The organism is Cognatiyoonia sp. (assembly GCF_965661665.1).
Taxonomy (GTDB): domain Bacteria; phylum Pseudomonadota; class Alphaproteobacteria; order Rhodobacterales; family Rhodobacteraceae; genus Cognatiyoonia.
Genome location: NZ_CBFIEO010000012.1, coordinates 16,718 through 42,592, shown reverse-complemented (window position 1 = coordinate 42,592; position 25,875 = coordinate 16,718). Strand labels below are relative to the sequence as shown.

Sequence of the window (25,875 nt, the reverse complement as noted above, 5' to 3'; positions counted from 1 at the left end):
ATGCAATTGCTTTATTGGACAGCTTTCATCGTTTTCGTCGTCGATCAGGCGTCAAAATGGGTGGTTGTCCAATGGCTGGACCTGCCTAACACCGATGAAGGGCGGATCTCCATCCTACCTGGACTGGTTGAATTCCGTACAGCGTGGAATCGCGGAGTGAATTTCGGCTTGTTTGCTGAGTTCGATATGCGCTGGGTCTTGATCGTCGTGTCGATTGCCATCGTTGTGGCCGTGCTGATTTGGCTGCACCGCACCCGCAGCACGCGGCTGGGCTATATCGCTGGTGGATTGCTCGTGGGCGGTGCGCTAGGCAATGTTATTGACCGCGTGGCATATGGCGCGGTTGCGGATTTTCTCAATGTCACCTGCTGCGGCTACTACAACCCCTACGCGTTCAACGTCGCAGACATCGCGATTTTTGCAGGGGCGGTTGGGCTAGCATTTCTGCCCGATCCCAAAGCCAAGAAAGCCGCGTCAAAGAAGTGAAAACAAACGCAGAGGAAAACTCCTGCGTGACGCCAGACTCCGGATCGGTTAAAGACGTAGTAAGGCAAGTAGGGGACGTGTGATGCGGTCTATTGTTTTGGCGTTGATGGTGGTTGGGCTTGCGGCCTGCGCCAGTGATCGTCCACTGCGTGACATGCGCTCGGATACAGGCGGACCGGATGAATTTGGTGTGACACCGGGCGCCCCTTTGACCCTGCCAGATACGGCGACTTTGCCGGAGCCGACACCCGGCGGCAGCAACAGTACTGACATCAATCCAAACGCGAATGCGATTGCCGCTTTGGGCGGATCGCCCTCCCGCGCTTTTGCGGGCGGCGTCCCAGCAAGCGACAGTGCCTTGGTAGCCACAGCCAGCCGCTACGGCGTGCTTGCCGAAATCCGCGCGACCTTGTCAGCAGAGGATGAAGCCCTGCGCAAGCGGGCGAAATACCTCAACGTTTTTAACTTCCTCGGGCGGGATCGCTATTTCTCCGCCTACCGTCGTCAGGCGCTTGATGCCTACGCAGAGCTTGAGCGCTTCCGCGCCGCTGGCGTTGCAACCCCTTCCGCTCCGCCTCAGTAGCAAAACTTCACAACCGCGTATGGCGACTTGAAGCGCCGGACATCTGACGTAAGTTGAACCGCAACGAAGTCAGTCAAAGGATTGCCCATGCGCCGAATTCTTGCGGCCCTCGCGTTTGTCGTCGCGCCACTGAGCGCCCAAGCCGAAGAAGTCACCACCTACATGCTCGAAAACGGGATGGAGGTCGTCGTGATCGAAGATCACCGCGCGCCTGTCGTCGTACACATGCTGTGGTACAAAATCGGATCAGCTGACGAACCCGTTGGCGCCTCTGGCGTTGCGCATTTTCTGGAGCACTTGTTGTTCAAAGCAACTGACAAGCTGGAATCTGGCGAATTCTCCGCCACCGTTGCGGCCAACGGCGGGTCGGACAACGCCTTCACCAGCTACGACTATACCGCCTATTTCCAACGCATCGCCGCCGACCGGCTTGAGCTGATGATGGACATGGAATCCAACCGCATGAACAACCTGCGGATCGCCGAGGCCGACATTGAGAAGGAGCGGCAAGTGGTGCTTGAAGAGCGTAACCAACGCACCGAAAACAACGCCAATGCGCTCGCACGAGAACAGTTCCGCGCTGCCCTTTACCAAAATCATCGCTACGGTGTGCCAATCATCGGCTGGAAGCACGAGATGGAGCAGTTGGAGCTTCAGGATGCGCTTGATTTCTATGACCTCTACTACTCTCCCAACAACGCAATCCTGATCGTCGCGGGCGATGTTGAGCCTGAAGAGGTGAAAGCGCTCGCCGATAAGTACTATGGCGTGATCCCATCAGAACCGAACCTGCCCGAGCGCCTGCGCCCAGAAGAGCCGCCGCAAAGGGCCGAACGCCGGATCACTTATGTCGATGCCCGCGTCGCGCAGCCTTACGTCACGCGCAGCTACCTTGCCCCAGAGCGCAACCCCGGCGCGCAAGAGGAAGCCGCCGCTTTGGTCTATCTGGCCGAACTTTTGGGCGGGTCGCCTTTCACGTCCGCGCTTGGGAAAGCCCTGCAATTCGACACCAACACCGCCGTCTACACTGGTGCGGGCTATTCCGGCAGTGCGCTTGATGAAAGCTCCTTCAGTGTCACAGTCGTCCCGACCGAAGGCGTAACTCTATCCGAAGCGGAAGCCGCGATGGATCAGGTGATGGCCGATTTCATGGAGGCAGAGATTGACCCAGAACGCATGGAAGCGATCCGCACACAGCTTCGCGCGTCGGAGATTTATGCCAAGGACGATATGCAGGGCCTCGCCCGCCGCTATGGCGCGGCCCTGACGCAAAGCCTGACCGTGGAAGACGTGCAGGCGTGGCCGGATGTCCTGCAAGCCGTGACAGCGGAGGATATCAAAGCCGTGGCCGCCAAAGTCTTCAACAAGGACCAAGCCGTCACAGGCTGGGTCGTCGCAAGTGAGGAGGACGCTCAATGATCAAACGTGTCTTGCTATCCCTCTGGGTCGCGACGGGCGCATCCACAGCCCATGCCGCGATCGAAATTCAGGATTTCGTCACACCGGGCGGCATCAATGTTTGGATGGTGGAAGAACCCTCCATCCCCTTCACAGCCTTGGAAATCCGCATCCGTGGCGGCGCATCGCTTGACCTTTCGGGCAAGCGCGGCGCCACCAACCTGATGATGGCACTGATCGAGGAAGGCGCAGGCGACATGGACGCGCAAGCGTTTCAGGCCAAACGCGAAAGCCTCGCCGCGAGCTTCGGTTTTCGGGCTTACGACGACACCATTTCAATCTCCGCCCAGTTCCTGACGGAAAACAGGGATGAGGCTGTGGCGCTTTTGCGCGAAGCGCTCACCAACCCGCGCTTTGACCAGTTTGCCATCGATCGAGTGCGGGCGCAGGTTCTGTCTGGCATTGCATCCGATGCGAAGAACCCGAACCGCATCGCGAGTGCTGCATTCAATGCCGCAGCCTTCGGTGATCACCCCTATGGCAGCTCACTCGACGGCACGGCAGAAACCGTGAACGCTCTGACCCGCGATGACATCGTGACGGCACACCAGAACGCGCTGACCCGAGACCGCATGTTTGTCAGCGCAGTTGGCGACATCACAGAAGCCGAACTGGGCGCTTTGGTCGATGACCTGCTGGGCGATCTGCCCGGTGAGGGGCCACCGCTGCCCGAGGATGTTGAGTTCGGCCTCGGTCCTGGCATCACGGTGATTGATTTTGAAACACCGCAGTCTGTCGCGCTTTTCGGGCATGAAGGCATTGAACGCGATGATGAAGACTTCTTCGCCGCTTACATCATCAACCAAGTGCTCGGTGCCGGAGGGTTTGAGTCCCGTCTGATGACCGAAGTACGTGAGAAACGCGGGCTGACTTATGGGATCGGCACCTACCTGATTCCGAAATTCCATGCGGAACTATATCTCGGCTCCGTCGCCTCCTCCAACGAAACCATCGCTGAGGCCATTGAAGTGACCAAAGCGGAATGGGCGAAAATGGCGGAAGAGGGCCTGACCGAGGAAGAACTGGCAACCGCCAAGACCTACCTGACGGGCGAATACCCGCTGCGGTTTGATGGGAATGCAGAAATCGCGTCGATCCTCGCAGGGATGCAGATGATCGGTTTGGCCTCCGACTATGTCGTCAACCGCAACGATTTCATCGAAGCGGTGACGCTCGACGACATCAAACGCGTTGCGGGGGAGCTTCTGGAAACCGACGCGCTGCATTTTGTTGTGGTCGGTCAACCGGTTGGATTGGACGCCACGCAATAGGATAATGACGGGCGAATAGCGCTCGTAGAATCGAGGCGAGTCATGCTACTTATTGTGGCATGACCGCAACCGTCCACCAGATAGAGGCTCAGCCAGTCATTCGGCAGCTTGATGAAGCCGCCATAAACCGCATCGCGGCTGGTGAGGTGGTTGAGCGTCCGGCCTCTGCCGCCAAAGAACTGGTGGAGAATGCGCTCGACGCTGGGGCCACGCGGATTGAGGTGACAATCGCCGATGGTGGTAAGACACTGATCCGTGTTTCAGATGATGGCTGCGGGATTGAGCCGGACGACCTACCGCTGGCCCTGTCGCGCCATGCAACCTCAAAAATCGACGGCACTGACCTGCTCAACATTCACAGCTTCGGTTTTCGGGGGGAGGCATTGCCCTCCCTCGGGGCGGTTGGGCGCCTGACCATCACCAGCCGTGCGCTGGGTGACGCGGCAGAGATTACAGTCGCAGGTGGAAACGCGACGCCCGTGCGCCCCGCCGCGCGGTCCAAAGGCACGACGGTAGAGCTGCGCGATCTTTTCTACGCGACGCCAGCACGGTTGAAATTCCTGCGCACCGACCGTGCCGAAAACCAAGCCATCACCGATGTGGTCAAACGCCTCGCGATGGCGGAGCCTTTCGTGGGTTTCACTCTGACCGATGCCACAGGCGGCAGCAGCCGCGTGACCTTTCGCGCCGATCCCGAAACGGGTGATCTTTTCGATGCGCTGCATGGCCGATTGCGCAGCGTACTGGGCAAAGATTTTGCGGAGAATGCGCTGCCCATCGATGCAGAGCGGGACGGGTTTCATCTAACAGGCTACGCCGCGCTGCCAACCTATTCACGGGGTGCTGCAGTTGCGCAGTTTCTTTTCGTGAACGGACGGCCTGTTCGCGACAAGATGTTGCTGGGCGCACTACGTGCCGCCTACATGGATGTCCTCAGCCGCGCCCGTCATCCTGTCGCGGCCCTCTTTGTCGACTGCGATCCAACGCTGGTCGATGTCAACGTCCATCCCGCAAAATCGGAAGTACGCTTTCGCGATCCAGGCACGGTGCGCGGCTTGATCGTCTCAGCCCTGCGCCACGCCTTGACCGATGCAGGGCACCGCGCATCGACAACGGTCGCCTCCGCAACGCTTGGTGCTATGCGCGCGGAACCCACGACAGAGGCAGGGGTCTACCAAATGGACCGCCCCAGCTTCACCGCGCGCTCCATGACTTTCCAAGCGCAAGCCCCCGGCTTTCAGGAAGCGCCCTCCGCCCGCGTTGAACCAGTTGTGGACCAACCGATGGAAGAAACGCCGCTCGAAGCAAACCCGCTTGGTGCTGCACGGGCGCAGGTGCATGAAAACTACATCATCGCGCAGACCAAAACCGGCATGGTCATCGTCGATCAGCACGCTGCGCACGAACGGCTGGTCTACGAAAAGCTGAAGTCTCAGATGGCGGAGAATGGCGTCGCGGCACAGGCGCTCCTGATCCCAGAAATCATCGAGATGACGGAGGATGAAGCGGCCTCCCTCGTTGCCATCGCTGATGATCTGTCGCGCCTTGGCCTGACGATTGAACCCTTTGGAGGCGGGTCCGTCGCGGTACGCGAGACCCCCGCCATTTTGGGCGAAGTGAACGCCGAAGCGATGATCCGCGACGTGTTGGACGAATTGGCCGATCAAGGCGACAGCGCTGGCTTTCAAGCCAAGATCGAAGCGATCCTCAGCCGTGTGGCCTGTCATGGCTCCATCCGCTCCGGCCGTCGGATGCAGGCCGCTGAAATGAACGCGCTCCTGCGGGAGATGGAGGCGACGCCCCTTTCCGGCCAATGCAACCACGGGCGCCCCACCTATGTGGAACTGAAACTCTCTGACATTGAACGGTTGTTTGGACGCACATGAACGAGATTAACGGCACCACCTATGGCCTCTCTGACCCCATCGTGTTGGCTGCGATTGCGGCTGTACTTGTGTTGCTGCTTGTCGTTGTCCTGCTTATCGTCATGGTCCGTCGGGCAGGGCAGTCCACGATGTTCACCCAACACCTTGCCGCGCAGATGGGCGGGTTGGGGAGCCGAGTGACCGAGCTTTCCAACGGCCAACAACAGCTTTTTGGGGGCCTGAATTCCGTGACGGAGGCGCAGGCCCAGCAACAAGCGCAGACGCTCAAGCTGATGGAACAGCGCCTGACCCAAGTGAATGAGGCGATGGGCCAGAACCTGTCGGCCAGCGCGCAGCGCACGGCGCAATCGCTTGGTGAATTGCAGCAACGGCTGAAAACCATCGACAAAGCGCAGGAAAACATCACCAAACTGTCGGGTGACGTGCTGACCCTGCAAGACATCCTGTCCAATAAGCAGACCCGTGGCGCGTTCGGCGAAATCCAACTCAATGACATCGTGTCGAAAGCCCTGCCGTCCGATGCCTATGCGTTTCAGCACACGCTATCCAACGGCAAACGCGCGGATTGCGTGATCCACCTGCCAAACCCGCCGGGACCGATTGTGCTAGACAGTAAATTCCCGCTTGAGGCTTACGAGGCGCTGCATAACGCTACCAACGATTGGGAAGTGAACGAAGCGGCGCGGTTGATGCGGTCCTCGGTCAAGGCACATATCAAGGCCATCTCTGAAAAATACATCGTCGAAGGTGAAACCGCGGACGGTGCGCTTATGTTCTTACCGTCAGAGGCGGTCTACGCCGAACTCCACTCCAATTTCCCCGAACTTATCCGCGAAGGCTTCGCCGCTCGTGTTTGGATCGTCTCGCCCACGACTTGCATGGCCACACTAAACACAATGCGTGCGATCCTGAAAGACGCGCGGATGCGGGAGCAAGCAGGCGCGATCCGCAAGGAACTGGGCCTGCTCTACGCCGATGTGGACCGGTTGGGTACACGGGTCGACAACCTCGACCGGCACTTCAGCCAAGCGGCCAAAGACATCAACGACATCAAAGTCAGCGCCGACAAAGCCGGCAAACGCGCCCGTCGCTTGGATAATTTTGATTTTGAAGAACTGGCCAAGGGTGACGATGAAACGGTCGTCCGGCTGTCCAAGCCTAAGAGCTAAAAAAGGGTCCTCACGAGGGGAGAGAGGACCCTTTACTTTCAATTCCGGCCTGCGGAACCGGTTCAGATGCGCATGATCTTTTGCGCGATCCGCGGGAGGAAACCGTTGAATTTAAGCGGCGCATCGGTCGCGGCCAGACAGATGCAGTCTTCGCCCGGCTCCGCAATGGGGGTGTGGTGCAAATCTTCATTTGCCACTTCCACGTCGCCGACACCGAAACGATCGTGATCGTCTGCAAAGGCCCCTTTCAAGACCAGCGTAAGCTCCGTCCCGTTGTGACCGTGGTCAGGCATTGCCGCCCCACCTGGGATTTTCAGCAAGCGCACAGACGCGTCTTTTGATGTTGGCAGAACCATCTGGCTCACGCCCCCACCAATCTTGCGCCATTTAACGTTGCTGAGGTCGCCGCCAACATAATCCTGCAGCGGTGTTGGCACATCTGACGCAATCGCATCTGCCCGCATTTCTTCTTCCTGACGGAACGCATTGTCTGCGATCAGCGCAAGTGTTGCCTGCAGGCTGTCTTCGGCCAATTCAACTGTGTCGCCGGACATCATGACCTCACCACCCACAGCGTCATACTCAGCAAGTGCCGCACGGCAGGTGTCACACATGGAGATGTGCGTTGCAATCACGACGTTAAACGCCTCTGGCAAGGTGCCAGCGGAATATCCCATCAAAAGGGCGTCGGTTAGATGATGTTTGATCGTCGTCATATTCTCAGCACTTCAAGTTATGGCGAAGCCGTTCCAAGGCAAGCCGGATACGGGATTTGATCGTCCCCAGCGGCAGGCCAGTCTCAGCTGCAATTTCACTATGAGAGAGATCGCCAAAGTAGGCTTTCTCAATCAAAATCCTCTGTTTCTCTGGCAGTTGCGCCAAAGCTTGGCCCAACTGCTGTGTCTCCTGTTGGAGCGCAATGACATCCGCCTGATCTGGCTCAGCCTCTGGGCCCCATGGCAAATCTTCTGGCTCAGGCCGCCGCTGCTTTCGCAACAGGTCGATCCGTCTGTTCCGTGCGATGGTGAAGATCCATGTCGACACGCTCGCTTTGGCCGGATCAAACAGATGGGCCTTTCGCCACAAGGTGGCCATTACGTCTTGCGCGCATTCTTCCGCCACGTCGTGGCTAGCGCCTGACTTCATCAAGAAGGATTTCACACGCGGCGCGAAGTGGCTGAACAATTCGGCGAAGGCCGTTTTGTCCTGCGTGTCCTGCACGGCGTACATGTGGCTGACCCACATCATGCGCGTGGTGACTTCTGAATCTGTCACAGTCTTTGACCTCAAAACGAGCCGCGTCACCCCTTGGTGGCGCGGTTTCTCGTCCAGCGCAAGCGTTGTATCTGCTTTGCTGGCGGCTTCGGCGGTCGTCAACATGTTTTCAATACGCGGGTAAGATCATTCTGGATCACAATTTTTTTGCTGTTCTTCCAATTCATCCGATCTAAGTCTTGCAGCGTAGGAAGCTCACGCAAGATCTGAGCGACAAGGAAGACGTGAATGCCGTTTGAGACTGGGACCGCAGCGCCACGAAAAATTGCTGTAATCGGGGCGGGGATTTCAGGAATGGGGGCGGCACACCTCCTGGCGAAGGATCACCGCGTCGTTCTGTTTGAGGCGGAAAATCGTCTGGGTGGCCATGCCCGCACAAAATGGGCGGGTCCAAACCGCGATACACCTGTCGACACTGGCTTCATCGTTTTCAACTATGAGAACTACCCCAACCTGGTCGATCTGTTTGAGCACCTCGACGTGCCAGTGATGAAAAGCAACATGAGCTTTGGCGCCTCCTTCAACGGTGGGCGTTTCGAATACGCGCTGGCCAGCCTAAATGCCTTGTTCGCCACACGGCGCAAAATGCTCAGCCCACAATTCTACCGCATGATCCGCGACTTAATCGTTTTCAACAAACACGGGCTTGAGGCCAGCAAGGAGGGCGGTCTGACCGTCGCTGGTCTGATGGAGAAGCTTAACCTCAGCACCTTCTTCGCCAACCACTACATCCTGCCTTTCTCTGGCGCGATTTGGTCGACGCCGAAAGAAAAGATCCTCGATTTTCCGGCCTATGCGCTGATGAAATTCTTTGACAATCACGCGCTACTCGCCGCGACAGGGCAACACCAGTGGTATACGGTCAAAGGCGGCTCCATCGAATACGTCAGTCGTTTGGGCAGCGATATGATCCAACGCGGTGTCGATATCCGCCTCAGCGCCCCAATTGATGCGGTCAAACGCACGCCACTTGGCGTCCACGTCAAGACTAATGGCGCGGAATGGGAGCTGTTTGATGAGGTGATCTTTGCCACGCATTCCGACGATACACTCAAACTTCTGGCTGATCCCACCCATGCGGAACGGGAGACGCTGGACGCGATCCGGTATCAGCCGAACAAAGTGGTTTTGCATTCCGACACTGCCATGATGCCACGCCGCCGCTCCGTCTGGTCGTCGTGGGTCTATACGGAAGACGACAACAAGCGCTCCAACCAGATTGACCTGACCTACTGGATGAACTCGCTTCAGAACATCCCACAGGACAATCACTTCATGGTGACGCTTAATTCCACGCGCCCGATCCGGGAGGAGATGATTTGGGACGAATGCACGCTGCGCCACCCCGTCTATGACACCGCCGCGCTCGAAGCGCAGGAGCGGGCGATTTCGATGAACGGGTCAAACCGGACATGGTTCTGTGGCGCATGGATGAAAAACGGTTTTCACGAAGATGGCCTGTCCTCCGCCTATGACGCCGTGAACGCCCTTAACGCGATGGAGCGGCTTGAGCTGGCTGCAGAGTGAGCGATTTGCATCATATCCGGGGCGAAACGTTCCACGGTCGGCGCGGCGAGGTGAAAAACGCCTTTCGCTACTCCGTCGACTACCTCTTGCTGGATGCGGACGCTGACTTAAAGGGTCCCACGCTTTTTTCCCGCAATCGCGGCAATTTCATGTCTTTGCACGATCGCGATCATGGTGGCCCGCCCACTGACGGGATTGGTGTCGACTGGGTGCGCGGCGTGCTGGCCGACCATGACATCACGCTTTACGGTGCGATCAAGCTTCTCGCCCAGCCACGGATCATGGGGCATGTCTTTAATCCCGTGAGCTTTTGGCTTTGCTACGACGCCGCCGACGTCTTGCGGGTCGTGATTGCAGAAGTCACCAACACCTTCGGCGACCGCCATTCCTACCTCTGCTCGCATGATGATCTGCGCCCGATCAGTCGTGAGGAAGAGATTAAGGCGCAAAAGCTGATGCATGTGTCACCGTTCCAGCCCGTTGAGGGTGAATACACCTTCCGGTTCGACATTCAGTCTGATCAAATTTTGATCCATATTGACTATGCCCGTGGCAACGGCGGGCTGGTGGCGACGCTGAAAGGGCCGGTGCAGCCGCTGACAAACACGTCGATCATCCTCTCCGCCGTGCGCCGTCCATTTGGGTCGCGGCGCGTTCTGACGCTGATCCATTGGCAGGCGATCAAACTTTGGTGGAAAGGCGCCACGTACCGGTCGCAACCCGCACCGCCGGTAGAAGACGTAAGCCGATGAACGCCCTGTCGCAGCGGTTGCCAGCCTACAGCCTGTTTGCAGCCCTTATCTCCGCCGCGGGTCTGCCGATCTATATCTATGCGCCCAAATACTATGCCGACACCTACGGCGTGAGTCTGACCACACTCGGAACGCTACTGTTCGCACTGCGCTTCTTTGACGTGGTGCAGGACCCCGTGTTGGGCTGGATCAGTGAACGCCTGCGCGCCAGCAAGGCATTTTGGGTCAGCATGGGTGCTGTGCTCCTTGCCGCCTCCATGTGGGGGCTGTTTGCCGTGGCTCCGCCTTTCGCACCGATTTGGTGGTTTGGCCTCACGATCACGGGCCTTTTCACCGCGTTCAGCTTCTTGACGATAAATTTCTATGCGCAAGGTGTGGTTAAAGCCTCCAAAATGGAGAACGGCCACGTCAGACTGGCCGCGTGGCGCGAAACAGGCGCCTTGCTGGGGGTCTGTGTCGCTGCCGTTGCGCCCACGATCCTGATGAGCTTTGTTGATGAACCCTTTGCCATCTTCGCACTTGGCTTCGTCGCGGCGGTCGCTATCGGCACCCTCTGGATTTGGCCGGAGTGGAGCAAGGCACCGGTCTCCGAACCGTCCAATATTTCGGTCATCGTGTCTGATCCAATCGCGCGACGGCTCCTTATCCTTGCCCTCTTCAACGCAACGCCGCTGGCAGTATCCTCAACACTCTTCCTCTTTTTTGTTGAGTCCCGCCTCGGCGCCGTCGGGTGGGAAGGACCGCTATTGGTGCTGTTTTTCCTCGCTGCCGCGCTCTCTGCACCGATCTGGTCCCGTATAGCGCTCCGCCTCGGCTCCAAGCGCACTTTGCTGGTCGCGATGGTCCTCGCCATCATTTCTTTTGCCTACACGGTCATTTTATCGACCGGAGATGAAATCCAATTCGCGGTTATCTGCGTATTATCTGGAGTAACCATCGGAGCGGACCTCACACTGCTGCCTGCGATGTTTGCCCGCAGAATGGCCAAAGTGTCACCGAATGGAGGCCAAGGCTTCGGACTGTGGTCGCTGGTGAGCAAGTTCACATTGGCCTTTGCGGCGGTGATCTTGCTGCCAGTGTTAGAGAATGCAGGCTTTGTCGCAGGTCAGACGGACTTGCCTGAAAGCACACTGAACACGCTGACGATGCTCTATGCCGGGGTGCCGTTGATTTTGAAACTGGTGGCGGTCGCGATACTCGCCACCACCAAATTCGAGGAATGATGTCATGACCATTGTTTCCTACCTACTTGTCGGCGCAGCACTGATGCTGATCGCTACGTTCTTTAAGGAACGCTATGTCTCCTTCTGGGGGCAATCGTCCGACGACTACGCCTCCGGCCCAGCTTTCGACATCCGCGATCGCTTTGTCGGCCCGATCCAATGCGAAGGGATTATTTACGGCCCCACTGGCCGCGTGTCGTCGCGTTTCACGGCGCAGTTCAACTGCGAATGGAACGGCAATGTTTGCAGCATGAAAGAGATCTTTCATTATGATAGCGGCAACGTGCAAAACCGTGAATGGACGCTCACATTGGGCAACGACGGCGGCATCAAAGCAGAAGCACCTGATGTGATCGGTGCAGGCTCCGGCCAGCAGAAGGGCTCTGCCGTCCTGCTGAACTACCGCTTGAAGCTGACTGAGGATGCCGGTGGTCACGTGCTTGACGTCACGGACTGGATGTATCTGATGCAAAACGGCTCCATAATGAACCGCAGCCAGTTCCGCAAGTTCGGGATCAAAGTGGCCGAGCTGGTCGCGACCATGCGCCCCGCAGAACAAGATCGGCTCCCAGTAGAATAATGCGCAATTGGGTGGACAAACGGTATTGGATTGTCGGCGCGAGCGAAGGCTTGGGTCGCGAGCTTGCGATCGCAATGTCGAAGGCAGGCGCCGAAGTCATCGTTTCTGCCCGGTCTGAGGATCGATTGAAATCGCTGATCGCAGAACTGCCCAACCCCGCCAGCTATGTGACTGTCGACGTCGCTGACCGCGACAGCGTGCTCGCTGCCGCCGAAGAGATCGGCGACCTCGATGGTGTGGTCTACCTCGCCGGTGTCTATTGGCCGATGAGAGCGAGTGAATGGGACGTCGAAAAAGCGGACCTGATGGGAGAGATTAACTTCCTCGGCGCCGGTCGCGTGGCGGGCGCCGTGATGCCGCAGTTTGTTGCTAAGAATGCAGGCCATATCGTGCTGACTGGATCCCTCTCCGGTTTCCGTGGACTTCCGGGCGCGATTGGCTATGCCTCCTCCAAAGCTGGGATAATGGCACTGGCGGAATCCATGCAGGCCGACCTGCGAGCGTCACCCACCGAAGTGCAGCTGGTGAACCCCGGCTTCATCAAGACCCGTTTAACCGACAAGAACGACTTCAACATGCCGTTCATCATGTCCGCCGAAGATGCGGCAAAAGAAATGATGGATCACATGAATACGACGAAGTTCAAAAAGAGCTTCCCGATGCTATTTTCATGGGTCTTTCGTCTGTCTCAATTTATGCCGGACTGGATATATTATCGGCTTTTCGGGGCCAAATAGCCCTAGTAGACCGTCCGCGCATAATGCCGATCAGCGACATCCAAATGCGGTGCGCTGTTGAACGCGGCCAGAAGCGGGCCGTGCTGTGTCACCAACACGCGATGCACAGACGTATTGAGGATCGGAAAGGCGATCCGCGCCATCTGCGGTATCGGCAAATCCATCAATTGCGCGACAACCGCCGCGATGACACCGCCGGAGGAGACGCACAAAACCCGCCGCCCTGGTTGTTGTGCCATCGCCAGAACCTCCTGCACGCGGTCCTGAAATTCGCCCCACGTTTCTTGCCCCTTAATATCTCCTGATTTCCACGCCTGAAGCGTCTTTGGGAAATGGGTGATGAAGTCATCCGGTGACAACTGCTCCAGCCCGAAGACTTCCTTCATCTCGGCTTGTAGATCGTAATAGGCAATCTCGTTCAGCCGCGCGTCCTGATCGGTGTTGTCCCAGCCCATACCGACCAAGGTTTCCCGCTGCCGCCGCAAGGTGCCGGAAATCGCAACATCGAAAGGCTGCTCATGATCGGCCATCCACGTGCCCAACCAACGGGCCTGCTCATGCCCAAGATCGGAAAGCTTGTCATAGCCTTCCTCCGTCGTTGCGGAGGAATTGGCCTGACCGTGCCTAACAAAAACAATCTCACCCATGTCACACTCCCGTTTGGATAGTTGTCGAGCTAGTTCAACGATGTGCCGCTGACAACAGTTGGATGCCCCCGGCGGAGGTATTTTCACCGAAAGAATTGCTTGGTCGTACTCTTGTTAAGCAAAGGTCCATATTGGATACTGAGGCTAAGAGCAGAACAAAATTCAACAGGTCCAAAATGCAAGCGAACGCGCTGCTGTCCGACATCTTTGGCTTTTCTGAATTTCGCCCCGGTCAGGGCGAGATTGTGGATGCTGTTTGCGCAGGCCGCGACACGTTGGCAATCATGCCGACGGGTGGTGGCAAGTCGCTCTGTTTTCAATTGCCTGCTTTGATGCGCGACGGGCTGACGGTCGTCATTTCGCCCCTTATTGCATTGATGCGCGACCAGGTGCGTGGGTTGCGGGAAGCGGGCGTTTGCGCGGGCGCGCTGACCTCTGGAAATACCGAGGAAGAGACGGAGACGGTTTGGCGCGACCTTGAAGCGGGGCGCTTGAAGCTGCTGTATATGGCGCCGGAACGTTTGGCCTCCGGCGGTGCGATCCAGATGTTGCACCGCGCTAATGTCAGCCTGATCGCGGTGGATGAGGCGCATTGTGTGAGCCAATGGGGCCATGATTTCCGCCCTGATTATCTGCGTATCGGTGCCTTGCGCGCGGCGCTTGATGTCCCGCTGGCGGCTTTTACTGCTACGGCGGATGCGGAAACGCGGGAAGAGATTGTTGAGAAGCTCTTTGGCGACTGTAAGCCAGAAGTTTTTCTGCGCGGCTTCGACCGCCCCAACATCCATCTTGCATTTGCCGTCAAAGACAGCCCGCGCAAGCAGATCATGGCCTTTGCGGAGGCGCGCAAAGGACAGTCTGGCATCGTTTATTGCGGCACCCGCGCCAAGACAGAAACACTCGCCAGAGCGCTTGCAGAGGCGGGTCATGAGACTAGTTACTATCACGGCGGGATGGAGGCGGAGGACCGCCGCGAGGTGGAGCGCAAGTTTCAGCAGCACGACGGCTTGATTGTCTGCGCGACGGTTGCCTTTGGGATGGGCATCGACAAGCCCGACATCCGCTGGGTGGCGCACGCCGATCTGCCCAAATCGATCGAGGCATATTATCAAGAGATTGGCCGCGCCGGACGCGATGGCGCACCGGCGGAGACGCTGACGCTGTTTGGAGCCGACGACATCCGCTTTCGCCGCCAGCAGATTGATGAGGGGCTGGCCCCACCAGAACGCCGCGTCGCCGATCACGGACGGCTTAACGCGCTTTTGGGGCTTGCGGAAGCACTGGCCTGCCGTCGGCAGAGCTTGCTCAGTTACTTCGGTGAAACGGCGGAGCCCTGCGGCCATTGCGACCTATGCGACAAGCCCGTGGAGGTGTTTGATGCCACGACGCCTGTCCGCATGGCCTTATCCGCCGCATTGCGGACGGAAGAATGGTTTGGGGGAGGGCACCTCATCGACATTCTGCGCGGGACGGAGACGGAGAAGGTGCGCGCCCGCGGGCATCAATCCTTGCCGACCTATGGGATTGGTCAGGACTATGACAAACGCCAATGGCAGGGCATTTTCCGGCAGATGATGGGCCATGATCTGATGCGCCCTGACCCTGCGCGGCATGGGGCCTTGCGAATGACCGACAAAGCCCGCCCAATCCTGCGCGGCGAGGCGGAGATCGCCCTGCGCAAAGAGGTGCTCCAACCTGGGCGTGCCGGACCAAAGGTGCGCGCGATGGTGAACGAGGAGGACGCGCCGCTGCTTTCCGCCCTCAAGGCCAAGCGCCGATTTTTTGCAGAGCAGGCCAACACGCCCGCCTATATCATCTTCAACGACCGCACGCTCATCGAGATGGCGGAGAAGAAGCCCAAAACCCTCGACGAAATGGCACAGGTCGGCGGTGTCGGTGCGAAAAAGCTGGAGCGCTACGGAGTGGCGTTTCTGGAGGTGATCGTGGGGGGCGCCCAGGAAGAGGTGCACCCGATGCGCCGCAAGCTTGCTGGTCGGTCGGAAGGGGCCATTTATGACCAGCTTTTGGCGGTGCAAGCCGATCTCACACGCGGCGCCGACGGCACCGGCAAACCGATGACATGCTCCGCCTCACAACTGGCGAAGGTCGCGCAATTGCGCAATCCTGACCTGCCCGCCCTTGCTCGGCTTTTGGGGGAGAAATATGCCGATCGCTTTGGCGCGGCTTTTCTTGGTGTGTTGATGGAGCAAGGGTGACTGGCCAAATTGGGTCTGCGCGTTACATAGCGGTGAGACAAAAGATGGAGAGTGTTTGAATGCTGACGGTGATTTCCCCTGCCAAATCGCTGGACATGTCCCCCGTGGATCACCGCCCGACCGAACCTGCGTTTCAGGACGATGCGGTGCGGCTGGCCAAAACCATGCGCAATCAAACACTGGGCCAGTTGAAATCACTGATGTCGATTTCCGACGATTTGGCGCGGCTCAACCGCGACCGCTTCAAGGCGTTTGCGGCGGAGCCAAATGAAGAGATGGTCAAACCGGCGGCATTGGCGTTCAATGGCGATACGTATCAAGGGCTGGAGGCAAAGACGCTTGAGGCGGAGGACCTGGCCTATGCCCAGGATCATTTGCGGATCTTATCAGGGCTTTATGGTCTTTTGCGCCCGCTTGATGCGATCCAGCCCTACCGCTTGGAAATGGGCAGCCGGTTGAAGACGCGGCGGGGCGCGTCGCTTTACGCCTATTGGGGTGATCAAATTGCCAAAGCGCTGCGTGCGCAGGCGGACGAGGTTGAGACCGACACGCTTCTGAACTGCGCCAGTCAGGAATATTTTGGCGCAGCGGATCGTGCCGCGCTCAAGCTGCGCGTGATCACGCCACGCTTTTACGAAGTGAAAGATGGCACGCCGAAGATGGTCAGTTTCTTTGCCAAACGCGCACGCGGCGCGATGGCGCGGTTTGCGGTCACAGAGCGGGTGAGCGACGCCGAAGTGCTGAAAAACTTTGGCGCAGGCGGCTATCAGTTTGACCCCGATCTGTCTGACGGCGATCGTTGGGCTTTCGTGCGTGATTATCCCGCTTGATTGCGAGTGTGTGACGCCTGCGGCGGAGGTATTTTGAGCGAAAGACTTAGAGCCGCTCAATCGCCAAGGCGATGCCTTGACCGCCACCGATACACATGGTGATCAACGCGCGTTTTGAGGCTGTGCGCTCAAGCTCATACATCGCTTTGACGGTGATAATGGCACCTGTGGCTCCAACGGGATGACCTAGTGCGATTGCACCGCCGTTGGGGTTGACCTTCGCAGGGTCAAATCCAAGGGTGTTGGTCACGGCCAGCGCTTGGGATGCAAAGGCTTCGTTTGACTCAATCACGTCGAAGTCGTAAACGCTCAAGCCGGTTTTTGCGAGCAGGTTTTGCACTGCTGGAATTGGGCCGATGCCCATCACCGCTGGCCGAACGCCTGCATGGGAATAGCCCAGAATGCGGAATTTTGGGGTGAGGCCGGCTTTCTCTGCCGCATCCGCACGGGCCAAGGTGATGGCCGCGGCCCCGTCGTTGAGGCCGGAGGCATTGCCTGCCGTCACAGTACCATCTTTTTGGAACACGGGACGGAGGCCGCTGAGCGCTTCCACCGTTGTGGCTTTCGGGTGTTCGTCTTTGGCAAAGGCAACCATGTCGCGTTTCACTTTCACCTCTACCGGCACGATTTGATCGTCGAAATAGCCAGCTTCTTGCGCTTTGGTAGCACGGGTTTGGCTTTCCAATGCGAAGGTATCCTGCGCCTCCCGCGTTATGTCGTATTCGCGGGCCACGTTTTCGGCCGTGACGCCCATGTGGCCTGTGCCAAAGGGGCAGTTCAACGCGCCCAACATCATGTCGAGCGATTTAACATCACCCATCTTCGCGCCCCACCGTTGGTGTGGAATGATGAAGGGGGAGAGGCTCATGTTTTCGGCACCGCCCGCGAGGCCGAAATCTGCATCGCCCAGCATCAGCGACTGGATCACCGACACAATCGCCTGAACACCGGACCCGCAGAGGCGGTTGACGTTCATCGCGGGCGTGCTGTCGAGGACACCTGCCTCAATCGCGGCGGCGCGGCTCAAATACATGTCGCGCGGCTCGGTGTTGATGACATGGCCGAAGGCGACGTGGCCAATCTGATCTGCCGCAACACCCGCGCGCTCAATCGCCGCTTTCGTGGCGGTGGTGGCCAAGGCAATTGGTGGGGTGCCTGCCAATGATCCACCAAATGTTCCGATGGCGGTCCGCGCGCCGCTGAGAATGACGATGTCGTTCATGGGTGTCTCCCTTCGTGTTCGCGCTAGTTTACCTCAGACGGGGCGGGGCGCGAGCACGACGTCCCGTCATCACGGCGCTGGCCAATCGCAAATCGGTCAGGTCTAACAGTGGCAAAGCAAAGAGGTGCCCATGCTGTTGCACGCGCAAGGCGTTAGCAAATCCTTTGAAACCGCCGAGGGGCGGTTTGATGTCCTGCGCGACGTTGCCCTGTCGATGGGTGCCGGGGAAAGCGTGGCGCTGACGGGCGAAAGCGGCAGCGGGAAGAGCACGCTTTTATATCTGATCGGTGGGCTTGATTTGCCGGATACGGGGCAGATTCTGATCAACGGTCAGGATGTGGCCCAGATGGGCGATGTGGACCGCGCCGCGCTCAGGCGCGAAACGGTTGGTGTGGTGTTTCAGCAGTTCAACCTGATCCCAAGCTTGACGGTGGCCGATAATATTGCCTTTCACGCGCGGTTGGCGGGGCGGTACGATCCCAACTATGCCGCCCACATCGCATCCGATCTTGGAATCGACAGACAGCTTCAGAAATATCCGGAGCAGCTTTCTGGCGGCCAGCAACAGCGGGTGGCCATCGCACGCACGCTGGCTGCGGGGCCCAAGCTTGTATTGGCGGACGAACCGACTGGCAACCTTGATGAAGGCTCTGCCACTTCGGTGATGACGCTCTTCCGTACTTTGGTGACGGAGGCGGGCGCGGGCCTCCTCCTCGTCACACATTCGCAGCAACTTGCGGCGCTGCTCGACCGACAGCTTCACCTGCGCGGGGGGAAAATCTCGTGACTGGTCACGTGTTCCGCACGGTGCTGAGCCATTGGTGGCGCAACCCGCTACAGCTCTGCACGTTGCTGATGGGGCTGTCATTGGCGACGGCGCTCTGGTCGGGCGTTCAAGCGATCAATGCCGAAGCGCGGGCCAGCTATGACGCCGCCGCTGCCACATTGGGTGAAGGGCAGTTCGCACAGCTCAGGCGCAAGGACGGCGCACCGATGACGGAGGCGACTTTTGTCAGCCTCAGACGGGCAGGCTGGTTGGTCAGCCCAGTGGTCGAAGGGCGGATCAATGGTGTCCGATTGGTTGGGCTCGATCCTGTGACAGCACCCGGCGGGTTGGGGCCAGTGCCACTCGATGGTGGCGCGGACGCAGGCCGCTTCTTTTCTGGTGTAGGGCAGGTCTATGCGACAGAAGACGCGATGGATGCTGTCGCGACAGAGACGGATGCCGAGCTGCTCCTCGCGCCGGAGACGGCGGCCAACACAGTCATCACCGACGTGCGCATTGCGCAAGACTTGCTGGACAAGCAGGGCCAAATCGACCGGTTGATCCTGTCGCCCGAGACACCGCTTGGGCGCGCGGAATTGGAGGCTGTTGCGCCAGACCTGTCGATCATCGCTGTGCAAGATAACACTGACGTTGGACAACTCACCGCCAGTTTTCATTTGAACCTCACCGCCTTCGGCTTTCTGTCTTTCGCTGTGGGTATCTTCATTGTGAACGGTGCTATCGGCCTTGCATTCGAACAGCGTCGTGGGATGGTGCGAACGATGCGTGCGGTGGGTGTGCCTTTGCATCAGTTGATGCTGGTGATGGCGTTGGAACTCTTGGTCTTTGGGCTGATTGCAGGTGCGATCGGGGTCGTTTTGGGATACATCATAGCGACCCTCCTCTTGCCGGATGTCGCAGCAACCCTGCGCGGGCTCTATGGCGCGGATGTGTCGGGCAGTTTGCAGCTGCGCCCTGTTTGGTGGCTTTCGGGACTGGCTATTTCGGTGGGTGGAGTCGTGGTCGCAGCGATTGGTGCGTTCTGGACCTTGTCAAAGATGCCGCTTCTGTCGGGTGCGCATCAACGGGCGATGGCGATGGCGGCGCAGCGGCGGTCGGTTTGGCAGGGGGGCTTGGCAATCTGCCTCTTGGCGCTCGCGGCGGTGCTGGCGGTCACGGCCGATGGTCTCGCTAGTGGTTTCGTTATGCTAGGCGCGCTTCTCGTCGGCGCTGCACTGGCCTTACCGCTCTTGCTCGATCGCAGCCTTGCCTTCGGACAAGCCCGCGCAGCAGGCCCAATCGCACAATGGTTCTGGGCGGACACGCGCCAACAATTGCCCGGTCTCTCATTGGCATTGATGGCACTCCTGCTGGCGATTGCGGCCAATGTTGGGGTCTCAACCATGGTGTCGAGCTTTCGCACCACCTTCGTCGACTTCCTCGACCAACGTTTGGCGTCGGAGCTTTACCTGACCACGGAAGACGGCGCGCAGGCGGAAGAGGTGATTGCTTTTGTTACGCCACGGGTCGATGCGATCCTGCCCATTCAATCGGTTGACCGCACTGTTCTCGGCCTCCCAACAGAAGTCTTCGGCGCCCGGAACCACGGCACCACGCGTGACAATTGGCAGTTCTTGTCTGCAATCGACGCGCCGTGGGACGCGGTGCATAAGGGCGATGGGGTGCTGATCAACGAACAACTCGCCCGCCGCACCGAAACCGCCGTTGGCGATGTCGCAACCATTAAGGGCCGTGCATTTCCGGTCGTGGGCATCTACGGCGACTATGGCAACCCGATCGGGCAAGCCATCCTAAAGGAGGAGGTATTCAAAGACCTCTTCCAACCCCCGCCTGCAACCGAATTTGGCCTCCGCCTACCAGCGAAAGAGGTGGCGCAGCTGGTTGCGGACATGGAGACCGAACTCGGCCTTTCCCCCAACAGAACCATCAACCAAGCCGCGATCAAAGAGCTGTCTTTGGGCATTTTCGAGCGGACTTTCAGCGTGACCGCCGCCTTAAATATCCTAACCCTCGCCGTGGCGGGGTTTGCGATTTTGATGAGCCTTCTCACCCTTGCCACGATGCGGCTCCCGCAACTGGCCCCTGCGTGGGCCTTGGGCCTGACACGCGCGGAACTGGGGCGGTATGAGCTGATCCGCGCGCTTGTGCTAGCCGCGTTGACATTCATTGTCGCGCTGCCTCTCGGCCTTGCGCTCGCTTGGATCCTTTTGGCCGTAGTCAATGTCGCCGCGTTCGGGTGGAAACTGCCGATGTTCTTCTTTCCGGTGGATTACCTCTCGCTCGGCGCTTTGGCCCTGATCGCAGCGGTCACTGCCGCGTTCTGGCCCGCGGTGAAACTCTCCCGCACACCGCCTGCGGAGTTGCTCAAGGTCTTTGCCCATGAACGCTAAAGTTCTCAGCCTGATCCTCCTAACGATCCCGTCCATCACCTACGCGCAAGGGTTTGCAGGCTTGGGGGAGGCGACCGATGGCTTCGCGGTGCCTAAGCAGGGGTATGAGTTTACCTTCCCAGACGACCACGGCCCGCACCCTGATTTTAGGATTGAGTGGTGGTATATCACCGCAAATATGACCGGACTGGATGGCACGGATTATGGCCTGCAATGGACACTCTTCCGCTCCGCCCTGACGCCGGACGAAGGCACGGGTTGGGCCACACCTCAACTCTACATGGGCCACGCTGCGGTTACGATGCCAGACCAACATTTCGTGACTGAACGCCTTGGGCGTGGCGGCATTGGAACCGCAGGGGTGACAGCCGACCCGTTTGAGGCATGGATCGATGAGTGGTCCTTGTCAGGTAATTTCGACACCCTCGATTTGACAGCTTCGGGGCCGGATTTCAGCTACGCCGTCACCCTGAGATCCGACGGCCCAACAGTGTTCCACGGCGACAACGGCTTTTCCGTAAAATCTGCAGAAGGGCAGGCGTCTTACTACTACTCGCTTCCCTTCTTCACCCTCGAAGGGGTGTTGACCTTGCCAACAGACGTCGTCCCTGTCACGGGTCACGCATGGCTGGACCGTGAATGGTCATCGCAACCTCTGTCGCAGACGCAGACAGGGTGGGATTGGTTCTCCCTCTCCTTTGACAGCGGTGACAAACTGATGGGCTTTTGCCTGCGCCAGACGGATGGCGATGATTACACTTACGCCACATGGATCGCCGAAGACGGTACCACATCCGCGATGCCCAATGGGGCCTTCGCTGCCGAACCGCTTGCCATGCATCAAACTATAGGAGCAGAGGTGCCCGTGCGCTGGCGCGTGACCTTGCCTGAAAAGGGGGTCGATATCGTGACGGAGGCGATCAATCCCGACGCTTGGATGACCACCAGCGTGCCGTATTGGGAGGGGCCGGTGCGCGTGAGCGGATCACATGAAGGCGTCGGGTATTTGGAGATGACAGGATATGAGTGAGTGGTTTGAAACCCTTGACGGTTTGCGTGCACAGGCTTGGGCAGAACTGACCGATGGCGTTGCAGATGCAAACCATCCCTGCCGCCTTGCCAGCTTCTCCACCCTTTCAATCGATGGCTGGCCGGAGGCACGGTTTGTTGTCCTCCGCCAAGCAGATGCGGTAGCGGGTATGGTCGAGGTTCAATCCGACCTGCGCAGTTCGAAATTCGTCAGCTTGCGTAAAACGCCCAAAGCTGCTTTGGTCTGGTGGGTGCCAGCAGTCGACTTGCAAATCCGGATGCAAACGGATGTGGAAATTGTCGAAGGCTCAGAATTGGACGAAGCGTGGGCCAAAGTCCCTCCATCCTCACGCGTGTCATATGGCACGCAACCGCCCCCTGGTACTCCTATCGCAAACGCGCTCGATTACGACAAAACCCCCGACCGCGCGGCCTTTGCTGCACTGAGGTGCCATGTCTCCACAATCGATCTTGTCCACCTCGGCGCCCAACACCGCCGCGTGGGCTATACAAGAGCGCGTGATTGGCAGGGGCAGTGGCTTTCACCCTAGGCCGTTAGCCGCTAGAAGATCCCCATGAAGTCTTTCCCATTCACCCGCGATCTTGTGCTCATTGGCGGTGGCCACACCCACGCGCTTGTTTTGAAAAAGTGGGGGATGAACCCGCTTGCCGGTGCGCGTCTGACCTTGATCAATCCCGCGTCAACCGCCGCCTATTCCGGCATGTTGCCTGGCTTCTTGGCGGGCCATTACACCGAAGATGAGCTTAACATAGATCTGGTAAAACTCGCCCGCTTTGCAGGCGCCCGGCTGATCCTTGGCGCGGCGCACCATATCGATCGGGATGCGCAGATGATCCACGTGAAGGGTCGCCTACCGATTGCCTATGACACATGCTCCATCGATATTGGCATCACCTCGCATATGCCGAGCGTACCGGGGTTTCTGAACCACGCCATCCCCGCCAAACCCCTGACCCCCTTCGCCCGCGCATGGGATGCGTTCCGCAAAAGCAGCAACGGCGGCAAGATAACCGTGATCGGCGGTGGCGTAGCAGGTGTTGAGGTTGCGATGGCCATGCAACACGCGATGCCCGCGGCCACCGTTCAGCTTTTCGACCGTGGCGACGCACTCACCCACGCCGGAACCCGAGCCCGCGCGCGTCTACTAAAAACGCTCGCGGACAAAGGGATCAAAGTCACTGAACATGCTGAAGTAACTGCGGTGGAAAAGGGTGCCGTCGTCCTAAATTCAGGCGAACATGTTGCGTCTGACTTCACCGTCGGCGCGGCGGGTGCGTTGCCTTTTGAATGGGTTTCAAATCTTGGCCTCGACGTCAACAAAGGCTCCATCATCGTCGGTCCCACATTGCAAAGCAGCGACCCAAACATCTTTGCAGTAGGTGACTGCGCCCATATGTCCGCATCCCCCCACCCAAAGGCGGGCGTCTTTGCGGTCCGGCAGGCCCCAGTCCTTACCGCCAACCTCAAGGCACATTTGTCCGGCGAACGGATGTGCCAATACACACCGCAGTCCGATTACCTCAAACTCATCTCAATGGGCGGGAAGGAGGCTTTGGCCGCAAAACACAGGATCACTCTCGCTGGCCCGCGCCTTTGGAAGCTGAAAGACCACATTGACCGCAAGTTCATGGATCAGTTCGACGAACTGCCCGACATGCCCATGCCCGAATTGCCCCGCATTCATGCGATGGGGATGAAGGAGACGTTGGGCGACAAACCGATGTGCGCAGGGTGCGGTTCCAAGGTTGGAAAATCAGCGCTTCAAACCGCGCTCTCTGCTACATCTGGCGGCGACGGCGATGACGCGGCCACGCTCAACATGGACGGGGTCACGCAAGTCCTGTCCACCGACCACCTCCGCGCTTTCACGCTGGATCCGGTGGTCATGACCAAGATCGCCGCAACCCATGCGCTAGGTGACGTCTGGGCAATGGGCGCTTCACCGCAAGCCGTGCTCGCCACGCTGATCCTGCCGGAAATGTCCGAAGAGATGCAAAACCGAACCGTCACCGAAATCATGTCAGCGGCAGCAGAGGTAATCGAAGGCGCAGGGGCCAAGATCGTCGGCGGCCACACGTCGCTGGGTAGTGAGCTGACGGTTGGGTTTTCCGTCACTGGGATCGCTGCGAAACCACCGATCACGCTTGGCGGCGCAGAACCGGGCATGGCGCTGATCCTCACCCAACCGATTGGCACAGGCGTCATCCTTGCCGCTGAGATGGCAAAGAAAGCCACGGGCGCAGATGTCGCCAACGCCCATGCGGTGATGATGCAAGGGCAGGCGGAGGCGTCCCGCATCCTGCGCAATACCAGAGCGATGACCGATGTGACGGGCTTTGGTCTTCTGGGCCACCTCTGGGGCATCTGCGAAGCCTCCAATATCAGCGCGGAAATCACGCAGTCCGCCATCCCGATCCTACAAGGCGCAGCACAGCTTTCCGACGCTGGTGTCCGTTCAACACTCTTTCCAGCAAATGTCGCGGCGGTCGGGAACGTGGTTGGGCAACCGATGGATCTGCTTTTTGATCCGCAAACGGCAGGCGGGCTTCTCGCCGCCGTGCCAGCGAGTGAGGCTGATGCGACCCTATCCGCATTGATCGACGCTGGGTACGAGGCTGCGATTATTGGAGAAACAGGCGAAGGCCCGCCCCAAATCACAATTGTTTAAGGGTGTTCGAAACCTCTTCCGCGACCTGTCGCAAGCCTGCTTGATCAAGCGACATTGCCGCAACTTCCGCCAGCACAGCAAACGTTTTGCCTTTGGCCGAGGTGTCATAGGCGCGGTCATAGTGATCTTCGATCAACGCTTTCGCTAGGCCTTCGATATCGCCGTCTTTCTGCAAAGCGTGCCAACCACCAACGACCGCATGACCACGCAACCGCCGCAACGGGGCGAGGCGGGTCTCCACTGTGTCAGGACAAGACAGGATTTCGCGATACGCTTCCGCAATAAACGCCACACGTGCGTGCAGTGGCGCCGTAATACGGATGCGCGGGGCTCCAATCATTGACTGCCACAGGCTGGGCGGCAAGTTGATCTTTCCAATCTTGCTGCTTTCCGCCTCGACAACCGTTGGTTTGTCAGGGTCACAGGTCGCCAAAGCTTCTGCCAAAGCTGTTTCAAACCCCCGTTGCGATGGCTGCCCGCCCGGCATCTCGCCCAGCAGCGACCCGCGATGGCCCGCAAGCTTTTCAAGGTCGATCATCTGTTGGCCCATCTCCGCTAACTGCGCTAGAACAGCGGTTTTTGCCGTCCCAGTATAGCCATCCAAAAGCACCATCCGATGTGGCAGCGCTGTCTCATAAAGGCTTTGCTGCACCAGCCGCCGATATGTTTGGTAGCCGCCCGCTATCGTCTCCGCCCGCCAGCCGATCTCTTTCAACAACGTCGCAAAGACGCCCGACCGTTGCCCACCGCGCCAGCAATAGACGAGCGCCCGCCACCCACCGTCATAATCACTCAAAGGCCCTTCGATATGATGGGCGACATTCTTCAGAACCAGCGCCGCGCCAATCTTGCGCGCTTTGAAGGGGCTGACCTGCTTGTAAATCGTCCCCACCTCCGCGCGCTCCTCATTGAACAGCGACGGCAGGTTGATCGCGCCGGGGATGTGATCCAAAGCAAACTCCGCTGGTGACCGCACGTCGATCAACGTATCGAACCCGTGTTTGCGGATGTCATCGAGGGAGGTGAAGGTCAGCGTCATGCCTCTACCTATCTGAGACTGACGCAAACCACTAGCGGCAGGGCCGAAAGAATAAGCCCGGCGCTGGGCCGGGCTTTT

At 58.8% G+C, this 25,875-nt stretch carries 23 protein-coding genes; 18 read left to right on the top strand and 5 right to left on the bottom strand.

Going from position 1 to position 25,875, the window contains the following annotated elements; genetic code table 11:
- The 6 genes from lspA (at position 1) to ACTF5F_RS09265 (ending at position 6,853) form a co-directional block, all read left to right on the top strand.
- Positions 1-486, top strand: a complete 486-nt coding sequence (lspA, locus tag ACTF5F_RS09290; protein WP_438956595.1) for a signal peptidase II — start codon at positions 1-3, stop codon at positions 484-486.
- Positions 487-568: 82 nt separating this feature from the next.
- A complete protein-coding gene (locus ACTF5F_RS09285; RefSeq protein ID WP_438956594.1) occupies positions 569-1,069 on the top strand; it encodes a DUF3035 domain-containing protein in 501 nt (166 codons plus the stop codon).
- Positions 1,070-1,156: 87 nt separating this feature from the next.
- On the top strand, positions 1,157-2,488 hold the full coding sequence (locus tag ACTF5F_RS09280; RefSeq protein WP_438956593.1) for a M16 family metallopeptidase: 1,332 nt from the start codon (positions 1,157-1,159) through the stop codon (positions 2,486-2,488).
- On the top strand, positions 2,485-3,798 hold the full coding sequence (locus ACTF5F_RS09275) for a M16 family metallopeptidase (protein WP_438956592.1): 1,314 nt from the start codon (positions 2,485-2,487) through the stop codon (positions 3,796-3,798). The genes ACTF5F_RS09280 and ACTF5F_RS09275 overlap by 4 nt, the downstream gene beginning before the upstream one ends.
- Before the next feature lie 59 nt (positions 3,799-3,857).
- On the top strand, positions 3,858-5,684 hold the full coding sequence (gene mutL, locus ACTF5F_RS09270; RefSeq protein WP_438956591.1) for a DNA mismatch repair endonuclease MutL: 1,827 nt from the start codon (positions 3,858-3,860) through the stop codon (positions 5,682-5,684).
- Positions 5,681-6,853 (top strand): DNA recombination protein RmuC, encoded by a 1,173-nt coding sequence (locus ACTF5F_RS09265; protein WP_438956590.1) that lies wholly within the window; start codon positions 5,681-5,683, stop codon positions 6,851-6,853. The genes mutL and ACTF5F_RS09265 overlap by 4 nt, the downstream gene beginning before the upstream one ends.
- 62 nt (positions 6,854-6,915) lie before the next feature.
- On the opposite strand, the gene ACTF5F_RS09260 is transcribed toward ACTF5F_RS09265, so the two are convergent.
- Both ACTF5F_RS09260 and ACTF5F_RS09255 read right to left on the bottom strand, forming a co-directional pair.
- Positions 6,916-7,569: a ChrR family anti-sigma-E factor gene (locus ACTF5F_RS09260; RefSeq protein WP_438956589.1), complete on the bottom strand. Its 654-nt coding sequence runs from the start codon at positions 7,567-7,569 to the stop codon at positions 6,916-6,918.
- A gap of 4 nt (positions 7,570-7,573) precedes the next feature.
- On the bottom strand, positions 7,574-8,101 hold the full coding sequence (locus ACTF5F_RS09255; protein WP_438956648.1) for a sigma-70 family RNA polymerase sigma factor: 528 nt from the start codon (positions 8,099-8,101) through the stop codon (positions 7,574-7,576).
- 255 nt (positions 8,102-8,356) lie between these two features.
- On the opposite strand from ACTF5F_RS09255, the gene ACTF5F_RS09250 reads away from it, so the two are divergent.
- Genes ACTF5F_RS09250 through ACTF5F_RS09230 form a run of 5 tightly spaced genes read left to right on the top strand, consistent with a single transcriptional unit; the run spans position 8,357 to position 12,947 of the window.
- Positions 8,357-9,655, top strand: a complete 1,299-nt coding sequence (locus ACTF5F_RS09250; protein ID WP_438956588.1) for an NAD(P)/FAD-dependent oxidoreductase — start codon at positions 8,357-8,359, stop codon at positions 9,653-9,655.
- Positions 9,652-10,407 (top strand): DUF1365 domain-containing protein, encoded by a 756-nt coding sequence (locus tag ACTF5F_RS09245; RefSeq protein ID WP_438956587.1) that lies wholly within the window; start codon positions 9,652-9,654, stop codon positions 10,405-10,407. Before ACTF5F_RS09250 ends, ACTF5F_RS09245 begins: the two co-directional genes overlap by 4 nt.
- Positions 10,404-11,630 (top strand): MFS transporter, encoded by a 1,227-nt coding sequence (locus tag ACTF5F_RS09240; RefSeq protein ID WP_438956586.1) that lies wholly within the window; start codon positions 10,404-10,406, stop codon positions 11,628-11,630. The genes ACTF5F_RS09245 and ACTF5F_RS09240 overlap by 4 nt, the downstream gene beginning before the upstream one ends.
- A gap of 4 nt (positions 11,631-11,634) precedes the next feature.
- The gene (locus ACTF5F_RS09235) at positions 11,635-12,210 is read left to right on the top strand and encodes a DUF3833 family protein (protein ID WP_438956585.1); all 576 of its coding nucleotides are present in this window, start codon (positions 11,635-11,637) and stop codon (positions 12,208-12,210) included.
- Entirely contained in the window at positions 12,210-12,947 is a 738-nt protein-coding gene (locus tag ACTF5F_RS09230; protein ID WP_438956584.1) for an SDR family NAD(P)-dependent oxidoreductase, read from the top strand. Before ACTF5F_RS09235 ends, ACTF5F_RS09230 begins: the two co-directional genes overlap by 1 nt.
- Before the next feature lie 2 nt (positions 12,948-12,949).
- On the opposite strand, the gene ACTF5F_RS09225 is transcribed toward ACTF5F_RS09230, so the two are convergent.
- A complete protein-coding gene (locus tag ACTF5F_RS09225; protein ID WP_438956583.1) occupies positions 12,950-13,594 on the bottom strand; it encodes a histidine phosphatase family protein in 645 nt (214 codons plus the stop codon).
- 176 nt (positions 13,595-13,770) lie between these two features.
- On the opposite strand from ACTF5F_RS09225, the gene recQ reads away from it, so the two are divergent.
- Positions 13,771-15,810, top strand: a complete 2,040-nt coding sequence (recQ, locus tag ACTF5F_RS09220; RefSeq protein ID WP_438956582.1) for a DNA helicase RecQ — start codon at positions 13,771-13,773, stop codon at positions 15,808-15,810.
- Positions 15,811-15,869: 59 nt separating this feature from the next.
- Positions 15,870-16,640 (top strand): peroxide stress protein YaaA, encoded by a 771-nt coding sequence (gene yaaA, locus ACTF5F_RS09215; protein ID WP_438956581.1) that lies wholly within the window; start codon positions 15,870-15,872, stop codon positions 16,638-16,640.
- Between the two features lie 46 nt (positions 16,641-16,686).
- On the opposite strand, the gene ACTF5F_RS09210 is transcribed toward yaaA, so the two are convergent.
- Positions 16,687-17,862 carry an acetyl-CoA C-acyltransferase family protein gene (locus tag ACTF5F_RS09210; RefSeq protein ID WP_438956580.1) on the bottom strand — a complete coding sequence of 392 codons (1,176 nt, stop codon included), beginning with the start codon at positions 17,860-17,862 and terminating at the stop codon, positions 16,687-16,689.
- 130 nt (positions 17,863-17,992) lie between these two features.
- Between ACTF5F_RS09210 and ACTF5F_RS09205 the strand changes: the two genes are divergently transcribed.
- Genes ACTF5F_RS09205 through selD form a run of 5 tightly spaced genes read left to right on the top strand, consistent with a single transcriptional unit; the run spans position 17,993 to position 24,758 of the window.
- Complete coding sequence (locus tag ACTF5F_RS09205; RefSeq protein WP_438956579.1) at positions 17,993-18,649, top strand: ABC transporter ATP-binding protein; 657 nt, start codon at positions 17,993-17,995, stop codon at positions 18,647-18,649.
- Positions 18,646-21,039: an ABC transporter permease gene (locus ACTF5F_RS09200; protein WP_438956578.1), complete on the top strand. Its 2,394-nt coding sequence runs from the start codon at positions 18,646-18,648 to the stop codon at positions 21,037-21,039. Before ACTF5F_RS09205 ends, ACTF5F_RS09200 begins: the two co-directional genes overlap by 4 nt.
- On the top strand, positions 21,029-22,069 hold the full coding sequence (locus tag ACTF5F_RS09195; protein ID WP_438956577.1) for a lipocalin-like domain-containing protein: 1,041 nt from the start codon (positions 21,029-21,031) through the stop codon (positions 22,067-22,069). The genes ACTF5F_RS09200 and ACTF5F_RS09195 overlap by 11 nt, the downstream gene beginning before the upstream one ends.
- The gene (locus ACTF5F_RS09190) at positions 22,062-22,619 is read left to right on the top strand and encodes a pyridoxamine 5'-phosphate oxidase (protein ID WP_438956576.1); all 558 of its coding nucleotides are present in this window, start codon (positions 22,062-22,064) and stop codon (positions 22,617-22,619) included. The genes ACTF5F_RS09195 and ACTF5F_RS09190 overlap by 8 nt, the downstream gene beginning before the upstream one ends.
- Before the next feature lie 24 nt (positions 22,620-22,643).
- Complete coding sequence (selD, locus tag ACTF5F_RS09185) at positions 22,644-24,758, top strand: selenide, water dikinase SelD (protein WP_438956575.1); 2,115 nt, start codon at positions 22,644-22,646, stop codon at positions 24,756-24,758.
- Here selD and mnmH read toward each other — a convergent pair.
- A complete protein-coding gene (gene mnmH, locus ACTF5F_RS09180) occupies positions 24,745-25,797 on the bottom strand; it encodes a tRNA 2-selenouridine(34) synthase MnmH (protein WP_438956574.1) in 1,053 nt (350 codons plus the stop codon). The two genes, selD and mnmH, sit on opposite strands and share 14 nt — an antisense overlap.
- Positions 25,798-25,875 lie beyond the last annotated feature (78 nt).